This window comes from Bacteroidia bacterium, from assembly GCA_025056095.1.
Taxonomy (GTDB): domain Bacteria; phylum Bacteroidota; class Bacteroidia; order JANWVE01; family JANWVE01; genus JANWVE01.
The window spans coordinates 1-10,935 of sequence record JANWVW010000083.1; the positions used below are offsets into that span (position 1 = coordinate 1).

7 protein-coding genes and 1 tRNA gene are annotated in these 10,935 nt (G+C 37.9%); 5 read left to right on the plus strand and 3 right to left on the minus strand.

The genetic code is table 11. The features are described from left to right. Positions 1–333 precede the first annotated feature (333 nt). Positions 334–5,307: a C25 family cysteine peptidase gene (locus tag NZ519_07510; protein MCS7028602.1), complete on the plus strand. Its 4,974-nt coding sequence runs from the start codon at positions 334–336 to the stop codon at positions 5,305–5,307. Here the strand turns inward: NZ519_07510 and NZ519_07515 are convergent. Next, the gene (locus tag NZ519_07515) at positions 5,300–5,455 is read right to left on the minus strand and encodes a hypothetical protein (GenBank protein ID MCS7028603.1); all 156 of its coding nucleotides are present in this window, start codon (positions 5,453–5,455) and stop codon (positions 5,300–5,302) included. The two genes, NZ519_07510 and NZ519_07515, sit on opposite strands and share 8 nt — an antisense overlap. 115 nt (positions 5,456–5,570) lie before the next feature. On the opposite strand from NZ519_07515, the gene NZ519_07520 reads away from it, so the two are divergent. Both NZ519_07520 and NZ519_07525 read left to right on the plus strand, forming a co-directional pair. Beyond that, positions 5,571–7,478, plus strand: coding sequence for a T9SS type A sorting domain-containing protein (locus NZ519_07520; GenBank protein MCS7028604.1), 1,908 nt, complete (start codon positions 5,571–5,573; stop codon positions 7,476–7,478). A gap of 356 nt (positions 7,479–7,834) precedes the next feature. After that, the gene (locus NZ519_07525) at positions 7,835–9,268 is read left to right on the plus strand and encodes a tetratricopeptide repeat protein (GenBank protein ID MCS7028605.1); all 1,434 of its coding nucleotides are present in this window, start codon (positions 7,835–7,837) and stop codon (positions 9,266–9,268) included. 3 nt (positions 9,269–9,271) lie between these two features. Here NZ519_07525 and NZ519_07530 read toward each other — a convergent pair. Beyond that, positions 9,272–9,346, minus strand: a tRNA-Val gene (locus NZ519_07530). 44 nt (positions 9,347–9,390) lie between these two features. Here NZ519_07530 and rnpA point away from each other — a divergent pair. Beyond that, positions 9,391–9,801, plus strand: a complete 411-nt coding sequence (rnpA, locus tag NZ519_07535; protein MCS7028606.1) for a ribonuclease P protein component — start codon at positions 9,391–9,393, stop codon at positions 9,799–9,801. Between the two features lie 13 nt (positions 9,802–9,814). Then, positions 9,815–10,657, plus strand: coding sequence for a 50S ribosomal protein L11 methyltransferase (gene prmA, locus NZ519_07540; protein ID MCS7028607.1), 843 nt, complete (start codon positions 9,815–9,817; stop codon positions 10,655–10,657). On the opposite strand, the gene NZ519_07545 is transcribed toward prmA, so the two are convergent. Continuing rightward, positions 10,648–10,797 carry a hypothetical protein gene (locus NZ519_07545; protein ID MCS7028608.1) on the minus strand — a complete coding sequence of 50 codons (150 nt, stop codon included), beginning with the start codon at positions 10,795–10,797 and terminating at the stop codon, positions 10,648–10,650. The two genes, prmA and NZ519_07545, sit on opposite strands and share 10 nt — an antisense overlap. Between the last annotated feature and the right edge of the window lie 138 nt (positions 10,798–10,935).

Below are 10,935 nucleotides of genomic sequence, written 5' to 3' on the forward strand. Positions count from 1 at the left end.
AGAAAAGAACGAGGCAATCTTAACTTAAGCATTGCTGACATCAAAACTTTGTATCATGCTCATTTTCACTACGAATACTTATTAAAATATATCTCCGAAAAACCCGAAAAACAATTTTTATTCCCCGATATTCATACCATTATACCCCCAGATATCATTCATAATAGATAAAATGTCAACCATATTGGTTCATAAAGTCTAATTTTTATTCCCCGATATTCATACCATTATACCACCTGATATGATTCACATTACTTAAAATGTCAACCATATTGTTCAGAACTAACATAAATTTTTTTTCTATTACATTTGTTTCGTATATTTGTCAAAGCTATGAAAAAACTTTTACTTTCCTGCTTGTTTGTCTGCTTATCCGTATCATTTTTATATAGTCAAACTTACAACAACCATTGGATTGACTATAGCCAACCTCACTATAAGATACGTATCGCCCATGAAGGAGTGTATGTACTAACTTTTCCTCAAACCAGCAGTGCAGGCTTGGGAAGCGTACCTATACCCAACTTACGCATGTACAGGCGAGGCGTAGAACAACCTCTATGGATAAAAGACAACAACAGCAACAATCTATGGGATAACGGCGATACCTTATATTTTTACGCCAAAGGTTTAGATGGTTTAGATGATGCAGAACTGTATGCCAGCCCCAGCCACCAACCTAACACAAAATACGCCCTTTTTGGCGGAGATACAGCCAGCTACTTCTTAACTACAAGCCCAAGTCCTTCTACTCAACGATATACTTTGTTTCAAAGCACCTCTTTTACAGCACCTTTGCTTACACAAGGGATTACTACATTTGTAGAGCAATTAGCTAACACTTATTACAATGGCAGAAGCTGTTGGAATATAGGTACATTTATGGGCTACCCTGCTTGGCCAGGCATGCCTGAAATCTATAACCCTGAATTTACCAACGGCGAGGGTAAAGTAGGACCAATAATCAACAGTCCATCTACTGCAGACTTTACCATTTCAACTCCCTTAGCAAATACTAGCGCCACAGATAGTGTCATATTAGAACTCAAATTTACAGGTTTGAGTGGTAGCTCATCCGCAAGCCCAACCTACGGAGGATGCCCAAATAATGCATCAGGACACACCGTTCTGCTCAAATGGAACGGAAATAATATCACTTCTTTCAATTGGTCAGGCTTTACAGTGCATACTCGTACAGTTAAATTTCCTGCATCTTGGCTTACTTTGAACAATACGCTTTCTATTCAACACACAGGAACTAATAGCTTAATTGCTTTCAATCAATACACAATTAGCTATCCTAAGCTACTCAATCAGCATGATGTAACAGGTCAAGAAATGCTAACTCTAAAAGGTAGCCCAGGAAATAACTATTTCAAAAGATATGGTATAGCAGGTTCAGGCGCAGCATATTTCTTTGATATGACTAACAAAGTGGTCTGTCAAGGAATTATGGATGCGGATACGGCTAAAATTATTATCAACAATGGAGGATTGCCCCAAATAGGCTTTTTCGTGGTACAAAGTAATCTTAAAATTTGCCCAAATCCTACCCCTGCTAGCTTTGCTAATTTACCCGCAGGTATCTCTGCAAACTATGACTTTATCATTATTACGCATAAAAGCTTATCAGCAGGCGCAAATGAGTATTTAGCTTACCGAAACACAAAATACAATGCAAAAATTTACTACATAGATGAAATTATGAATGAGTTTGCTTTCGGTGATTTTACTCCGTTAGCACTCAAAAGAATGGGTAAATACATGACAAACATGTGGAATCCTCTACCTTCACAAAAACGCAGACATATCCTTTTGTTAGGCAAATGTATTGCCTTAGCAGGAAATACAGGTAATAATCTTGTACCCACCTGGGGTAACCCTGTAAGCGATAATTTGTTTATTGGCAATTTTGATAACAATCAAATCATGACTAATGACCGTCTGACCATAGGTAGAGTAACCGCACTTAATAATGCCGAAGTACTAGCTTATTTAGACAAAGTCAAAGCTTTTGAACAAAAAGGAGCACAGCCTTATATTAAAAACGCTTTACATCTTGGTGGAGGTGCAAACAAATGGGAAATTGACACTATTTCTCACATTCTCAAAAACATAATGGGCAAAATAATTGAAGGATATCCTTACGGAGCAGATGTATTTACCCACACCAAAGACTTTACTAAGCCTATTGTGGGCGATATTATGTCCACTATTTTCAATAAAATCAACAACGGTGTAGGTGTAATTAACTTTCTTGGACATGGTACTACCCAAAATTGGGATGTAGCCATAGATGATGTAACAAAGTACGAGAACAAAGACCGCTATCCTTTCATTATTTCTAATGGGTGTCAGACAGGGGACTTTGCGTTACCAGGTAGCAGTATTGGCGAAAATTTTGTCAAAACACCTGAAAAAGGGGCAGTAGTTTATTTAGGGGGCAGTGCTACTACTTGGCTAAGTGTAGTAGATAGATACGTTGATACTTTGTATGTCAAGTTGTTCAAAGACACTTCTAACGTCCCTATTGGCGATGCGGTACAAAATACTCTTAAAAATTACACAAATGTTCCTGCGCCCTATTTACCTGCTTTTCGTAATCATGCAAGGTACGTATGCTTGCAAGGCGACCCTAGCTTAAAATTAGAACTTCCCTACAAGCCCGATTTTACTATTCAACCCAGTGATATAACTATACTTCCTAAGCAGGTTAGCCTACAAGCAGACAGCTTCATGGTACAAGCCGTGATACGCAACAACGCTCGCGCCTATAAGGATAGCATACAATACCGTATTTCTGTTAATTCCAAAGTAGTGTATCAAAAAGCTTATACAGGAAAGCTCTACAACAGAGATACTCTACGTGTTTGGATAAGCCAAAAAGCAGTAGAACTAACCGAAAATAACACTATTTGCATAACCTTAGACTATCAAAATTATATTTCAGAAGTAGACGAAGACAACAATACAGCATGTAAGTCTTTCTATCTACCTAAAAATAAAGCCATTGCTATGTACCCTATCAAATATCAAATCGTAAGCACACCCACCGTTAAACTAATTGCTTCAGCAGAAAATATGCATACCCAACCTAACACTACTTTTACCTTCCAAATTGACACAGTGGCTACTTTTAATTCAGGCTTTCTCAAAACTTATACTGATATCCCTGCTAAAAACTATCAAGCTGAACTCACTTTACCTTTTACACTCACCGATAGTACTGCTTACTATTGGCGAGTAAAAATCAATTCTGGTTCTGCCCAAGACTATTGGGCAACTTCTAACTTCACTTACATTTCAAACTCACCTAGCGGAATAGCGCAAGTCCATTTGCAACAATATAATGACGGCAAAAAATACTTATTAGATATCAATCAAACTGAAAAACTATGGACATTCTCCCAAAATACAGCAACTATTGACATAAACACAAGTACAGGATACAGTATCAACGGTGCCGTAGGTCTGGATGTAAATTGCTGCTGTATAGGAGCTAATACAGGTCTGTTTATAGCAGTTATGCATCCTACTAGTCTAAAAGCTTGGGAGTCTCCCTTTGGCGGCTTCGATTGTGGCGAAAATGGTGGATTCTATTTCAACTCTCCTGCTTATTGCTTTAATCAAAATGGCAAAAACAAAATACCTGCTTTTATCAACAGTATTCCTGATGGTTATATTGTATTTGCATGGAAAGCATCTACTGCAAACATAATTTTGTCAACCTTTTCAGAACAAATTTATCAAGCTTTTGAGAGTATAGGTTCTGCACATATACGCAGCTTTCAAGATAATGAATCCTTTATCATTTTTGGTAAAAAAGGTGCTTCTATTGGAAGTGCAATAGAAAAAGGCTATGATCCTAGTTCTCCCATACCTATCCATGCCCAAAACGCCTTTTTAAGAGTAGTCTATAATACTTTTTGGTATGAAGGTAAGTACGAATACGAACGAATAGGTCCTGCAAGTTCTTGGAGCAGTCTACACTGGAACACTAACACTACCCGCATTGACCCCACAGGCGATACCATTACTTACGATATTTACGGAGTTCGCATAGATGGTACAAGATCTTTGCTTAAATCAAAGGTTAGAACCTATCAAAACACGAATTTAAGTGATATTAACGCTAATACCTACCCTTACTTGGATATTGTAGCTCATTTCAAAGACACACTATTTAATACGGCACCGCAACTTCGCCATAATTTAGTGTTCTACACTGGTGTAGGTGATTTGACTTTAGACCCCGTTACTTTTCAATCCAATTTGAACGATACAATAAGCTACAAAGCCAATATTCAAGCCAAAATTTATGTACGGAATATATCACCCCACCCCGTAGATAGCGTTTGGGTACACTACTACCTCTCTAACGCATACTCTAATGAAAAAGTCCTGCTTAAAACAGAAAAAATACGCAGTCTACATGCTTTATCGGATAGTTTAATGTTAAGTCTTAACACAACCTTATCAGGAAATTTGCAAGGTTGGTACGATGTAGTTATTGAAGTCAATCCCTATAAGAACCCATTGGAGCAGTACTATCATAACAACACCTATAAAAAGCGCATTTACTTGAAAGATGATACACCACCTCAAATTAAAATTACTTTTGATGGGCAGGAAATTGCAGACAAACAAGAAGTATCCCCAACAGTGCGCATAGATGCCACTTTACAAGATAATTCCACACGTTTTTATCTTTCAGACACTACTTATTTTGAAGAAATTACTCTTACTTATCCAAACAATGAGCAGAAGCCAGTTTATTTCAATACAGCTAATTCACTTAAAGCGACATTTAGCCCAGGCAGTGCCGCTAATAGCAACACTGCGAGTATTCAAATCTTGCATGACTCTTTACCTGATGGCTATTATGCACTTACTATAAAAGCAAAAGACTACGAGCATAACACGGTAAATAAAACCGTAAATTTTGCTGTATTTAAGCAAGAAAGTGGTATAACTCAAATTTTTGCGTTCCCTAATCCATTTACAGATAAGATTAAATTCAGCTTTACTGTTCAAGGGCCTATTCTACCTGATGAAGTCTTTGTTGATATTTTTGACCTAATGGGCAGGCGTGTTCATCGGATATTCTTTACTAATATCAAGCATGGTGAAAACATTTCTGAATTTGCTTGGGAAGGTACAGATGAAAAGCAAGCACAACTTAGCTCGGGCGTATATCTTTACAAAATGACGGCTAAGCATCAAGGTAAAGAGATGAAAGTGGTTGTATCGGATAAAGATCAGTTTTTTAACCGAAAAGGCTACGGTAAAATTATCTTTATCAAGTAAAAGCTAATGTATGAATTTTTAATTTTTTGGGCGTGCCCTTGCCCATACTTCGCTGCGCTTGTATGGGCAAGGTCGGCGTGCTTCGGGCTACGCTATCGCTTCGGTGCTTCGCTTCGCTCCGCACTGGGCTAACGCCCACCCTCCGCATGCCTCACGCAAGAATTCAATCTCAATGTTAAAAAAATATTATATTTTCTTGCATAGTTGAAAATCTCCTTTTATATTTGCCCAACGATTTCATCGTTAAAACAACTAAAAAGCTTATGAAAAAGTGGTCAAAAATCCTACCTGCTCTTGTGCTATGGGTCGCTATCACAGCGAACTTGTACGCACAAAATCAAAGAAAAACTACCCCCGTAAAATTAAATAAAAATCAGTACAATGCTATCGATCCTGACGTAAGTCCTTTCCGTAAGCCGCTAAATGTGGCAGGCGCAATGTCAAATGCCAATCCAAATAAAACTAGTGTTATCAGCTTCAAAGCACTCGGTTCTGCGGTAAATGCATACACTGCTTTAGGTTCTAACCGTCATCGCATAGCTGCCAGCAACGCTCTAAACACTGTGGTTCATGCACACCGTGCTTCTGCTACCACAGGTGGAGGAGGTAGAATAAGAATAGACGTTTCCACTAATGCAGGGTCTACATTCACTAACGACATTCTTATCTACGACAACCTCGCATCAAGCTCTATAGGTAATGGACGTTATCCACAAATAGTAATTCATAACCCCGCAGGAAACACTAACCCAGCTAACGCATTCGCATCAGGTTTAGGTGCACTAACCGATGGCGCAGGATGGAAAGGCTACGGGTTCTACACTGCAAAATTTGACGGTTCATTACAATCTGAAAGCGCCCAAGCAAATAACCACCTCATTGCTCAAAGCCTTCATGAAGCAAATGGTACCTACTGGGCTATAGACTATGATACGGATCCATCTAATGATAACATTAGCGAAGATACTCTTGTAGTATGGAAAGGTACATGGAATAGCACAACAAATAGAATAGACTGGGTTATTAATAACAAACTAAAAATGGGGGCCACAGCTAGCATTGATACCCCTGGCGATCACATGTACCAAGATGTGTGCATAGCTTTTGCACCTAATGGAATGGTAGGGTATATTATGGTTCGTGGAGATTTACAAGCTACCCACCCCAGTAACACATGTGCTCCTATATTATGGAAAACCACAGATGGCGGTAATACTTGGTCCCTCATAAACTTTGACATGGGTAGCATGAATATACCTAACGTAACATCTCAACTACTTGTAGATCCAGAAAGAGGTTCACCTGTCAATTTCTTCTACACAGCAGATATTACCGTAGATAACTCAGGCAAGTTCCACATTGTAGGTTCAGTAGCTGCTGCAGCAGGAGATGGTGTTGACCCCGATTCTACTTTCTATTTATATCCTAACGCAGGTCGTTACCTAGTTCATATCTGGGGGGATAATCCTTCAAACATTCAAGGGCGTTTAATTGATAGCTTACTTTCTTACACTACAGTTATTGGTGATGGAAGTGAAGCAGAGCCACCCCAAGATGCTTCTCGTGCTCAAGTCGCGCGTACAGAAGATGGTACCAAAATATTCTTTGTTTGGGGTGATGACCGTGATAACGTAGGTAAACCTGATGCATGGATGCAAGGTTTTAATACTGTTACAAGTATGTACACACCTGTTTTACCTATTACTGATGGTACTTCTCGTGATAATGAAGCAGAGCTTTTATCTATTGCACCCACTGTTTTAGGTAACACAGGCTGCTATGAGATACCTATCGTCATAGGCAAATGCCAATCAAGCTCAACTAGTCAAACTGACTTTACTTACATAGATGATGCTCAAATTTGCGATGCACAATTCACATTAAGTAGTGTAGGCAATAGCGCTGACCTTAGCCAAACTGTTACTTTACAAGCTTATCCCAACCCTGCTGCTGAAAGTGTAAACTTTGTCTACACTCTCTCTAACAAAGCAAATGTAGAACTAAGTGTACTTGCACTAGATGGCAGAATAGTTTCTACTCTAACTAAAGGTAATCAAGGCACAGGTACATATACATACACCTTCAACCGTGTTGATTTGCCCGCAGGTTTGTATATAGCACGCCTTGTAATAGATGGCACAGTTAGCTATACAAAAATAGTATTAGAATAAGCTCAAAATTAAACGGTCAAAAGGAGGGGTTAGCTGAAAAAAGCTAGCCCCTTTTGAGTTTTTGAGAAAAGAACAGTAATAGATGTAGTTGTGTCAGGATATTCTGTTAAGTTTAAGGAATAATTTGATTTTTTTGGCGTGCCCCTTGTGACACAAGGGTTGGGCATTCCGTACATAGTCCGAACATGCCGTCCTTGTGAGCTTTTGCCCACAAGGACACGCCTAAAAAATAAAAAATTCTAATCTTTTCTAAAATGACAATGAATCTGATGTAGAAAAATACTCAAATGAATATCTGAACAAACTTGTGTGAGTCAAAAAAAAGTTGTACTTTTATACTTGTAAAGCGTAAAGCCATGGACAATCGTTTTGAGGATTTTTTTGAGTTTGATGAGGAATATATCCGAAGGCGTATTGCAAAGTTTGACGAAAAGCAAGACGTGTATGACTTAGATTTGCTAGAAAACATGGCAGATCTGTGCTTGAATGAACAAAATTACGATAAAGCCATAGAAATTTTAGCAGTAGCAATACGCCTATACCCGTATCACGCAGGAATGCTGGCTAATTACGGCTACGCTTTACTACAGAAAGAAAAAGAAAAGCCTTTTGATGTAGATTTAGATACAGGATTTAGCTACATTTACAAAGCATGTCAAATGCAGCCTGAAGATCCTGAAATTTTATATAAATTAGGGTATGCTTACATACTCAAAGGGGACTACGAAAACGGAATTGCTTATTTAGACAAAAGTATAGCTCAAGATCCTGACTGCTTGGAAAGTTATTTGTTACTAGCAACAGCCCACAAGGATAATCTAAACTATGAAAAAGCTATAACCTACTTAGAGCAATGGATTGAGTTGTCCGATGAAATAGATACAGATTGTACAGACCTTTTAGTAGAGTGCCTCAAAAAAACTAAACAGCTGCATATTGCTCTGGAAAGATACAAACAAGCTACTCAAAAAGAGCCCTATAATATAAAAAGATGGTACATTTTAGCTCTTATATGCGAAAGCGCAGGTTTTTATTTAGAAGCGCTTCAAGCTTATCATTTTGTGGTTACTTTGGACGAAAAGCATATAGAGGCTCATGTTAGTATTGCTAACATATACGTTCATTTTGAAGCTTACAATAAAGCAGTAGAGCACCTCAAACTTGTTTTTGAACTGGATAGAAGTCATTATGAAGTTAGTTATAGCTTGGCAGAGTGCTACCTATGCATGGGGGCATATCGCAAGGCTGGGGAATATTATTTAGAAACAATTAAAATAGATCCCTATCACCATGAAGCTTGGTTTGGGCTAGGGATATGTGCGGAGCAGTATGAAAACTTTAACATGGCAATGTTTTATTTTGAAAAGGCTTACTCACTCTATCCCTATAATCCTTACTATATGATAGCTTTGGCTAATACTCAATACCGAGCAGGGTATCTTAAAGATGCTTACCAAACTTACACAGAGGGCTTAAAAAAATTTCCTGATGCCATTTACGCTTGGTTAGATTTTTCAGCTTGTTTATATGAACAAAAAGAATTTGAGGAAGCTATCAATGTGCTTAAAAGAGGTATTCAGGAAAATAGCTATGAAGCTTCTTTGTATTACAGACTAGCGGCTTACTTATATTCCATCATTCGCCCGCAAGAAGCTGATGAATACTTTGTTTTAGGATTGGAATTGGACTTTGCTAAACACACCGAAGTCTTTGAATTGTTTCCTCAACTTCGTTCCTATCAACCGCTGATAAATTTAATTCGCGATTTTCAAAGTAAAAACAAAAAATAAAAGTGGGTTGTACTGGATTCGAACCAGTGACCCCTACCCTGTCAAGGTAGTGCTCTGAACCAACTGAGCTAACAACCCAACAACAGTGCAAAAGTACATCTTTTATCTCTTTTATACAAATCATGACCACAAAAAAATACGGTTTTCAAAAAATAGAACGTCTAAGACTGCGAAAAGATATACAGAGATTGTATGAACAAGGAATAAGCTTATTTGTTTATCCATTCAAAGCACGATACTTAATTGTAGAAAAAAAAGATTTGGCTATACCTGCACAAGTGCTCATCACAGTATCTGGTAAGACTTTCAAAAAAGCTGTACATAGAAATAGAATTAAACGGCTAATACGAGAAAGCTACCGTTTAAATAAGTACCTGCTTACTCCTGAAAAAGACAAAGTGTTTCATATCCATTTTCATTATATCAGCAAAAAAATACTAGACTTTCACACTGTTCAAAAAGGGATGCAAGAGCTGTTAGCTCAAATTAACCAAAGGAGTAATTCAGATTTAAACTTACCTTCAAATGAATAACTATTTTTGTGCAATGAGCGGAGCTTTACAAGACTACTTACAAATAACTTGGAAAACAAATTCAGAGTTGCAGGAGGTTATATTATGCCTTACAGGGGATATTTTTGAGGCTTTTGAGCAAAATGATAATTTTTTGCATGCGTATATACCTGCTGCTCATTTTAACGAAAGCAAGCTAAAGGAAGTAATTGATACTAATTCTATTTTGAGAAACCTTCCGTATCAAGTTAAGTTGTTACCTGCACAAAATTGGAATCAACTTTGGGAAGCGGAGTTTGAACCTGTATCTCTATTTCCTGATTTGCTTATTAGAGCGACGCATCATAATCATCAAGAGGATGTAAAGTATAAGCACGTTATTCAAATTCAGCCGAAAATGGCTTTTGGTACAGGACACCATGAAACCACTCAAATGATGCTCAAAGCTATGCAGCTGCTTGATTTTAGAGATAAAGACATACTAGATGTAGGCTGTGGCTCTGGAATTTTGTCTATTTACGCTAGCTTTTTAGGCGCAAAGGATATTTTTGCCTTAGATATTGACATTTTATGCATTGAAAATACAAAAGAAAACGCAATTCTAAACCAGGTTTCTAATATCCAAACTTACTTGGGCAGTATTGAAACGTTTGAAAACCACTTGTTTGATATTGTTCTTGCTAATATTAACCGCAATGTTATCTTACAACAGCTGCAAAACTATCTATCTCGTTTGAAGTCAAAAGGTTTTTTAGTGCTTAGCGGTTTTTTTGAAAGTGATGTAAAAATTATTGAAAATGAAGCTATGAAATACGAATTGAATTGTGTTAGGGTAATTGTTCAAAAGGGGTGGGCTTGTGTTGTTTATCAAAAGTAAATGTTTGAGTTTGATGATTCTTTGCGTGAGGCATGCGAAGGGCGTGCGTCAGCACGGTGCGGAGCGAAGCGCAGCACCGAAGCGTGAGCGTAGCCCGTAGCACGCCGACCTTGTGGGCATGAGCGCAGCGAAACGCCCACAAGGGCACGCCCAAAAATAAAATTTAACTTACTTAAATCCTTTTATTATGCCTAAAACCTCACAAACAACTTATCATTTGAAACGCTCACAATTTCTAATTTTGTAAAAAGTTTCTTCAAAACCCTATGATAAAAGAG

Excerpts from the sequence above, each read along its gene's own strand:
- rnpA (MCS7028606.1), top strand. The coding sequence starts at position 9,391 with ATGACCACAAAAAAATACGGTTTTCAAAAAATAGAACGTCTAAGACTG.
- NZ519_07515 (MCS7028603.1), bottom strand. The coding sequence starts at position 5,455 with ATGCGGAGGGTGGGCGTTAGCCCAGTGCGGAGCGAAGCGAAGCACCGA.
- NZ519_07520 (MCS7028604.1), top strand. The coding sequence starts at position 5,571 with ATGAAAAAGTGGTCAAAAATCCTACCTGCTCTTGTGCTATGGGTCGCT.
- NZ519_07510 (MCS7028602.1), top strand. The coding sequence starts at position 334 with ATGAAAAAACTTTTACTTTCCTGCTTGTTTGTCTGCTTATCCGTATCA.
- prmA (MCS7028607.1), top strand. The coding sequence starts at position 9,815 with ATGAGCGGAGCTTTACAAGACTACTTACAAATAACTTGGAAAACAAAT.
- NZ519_07525 (MCS7028605.1), top strand. The coding sequence starts at position 7,835 with ATGGACAATCGTTTTGAGGATTTTTTTGAGTTTGATGAGGAATATATC.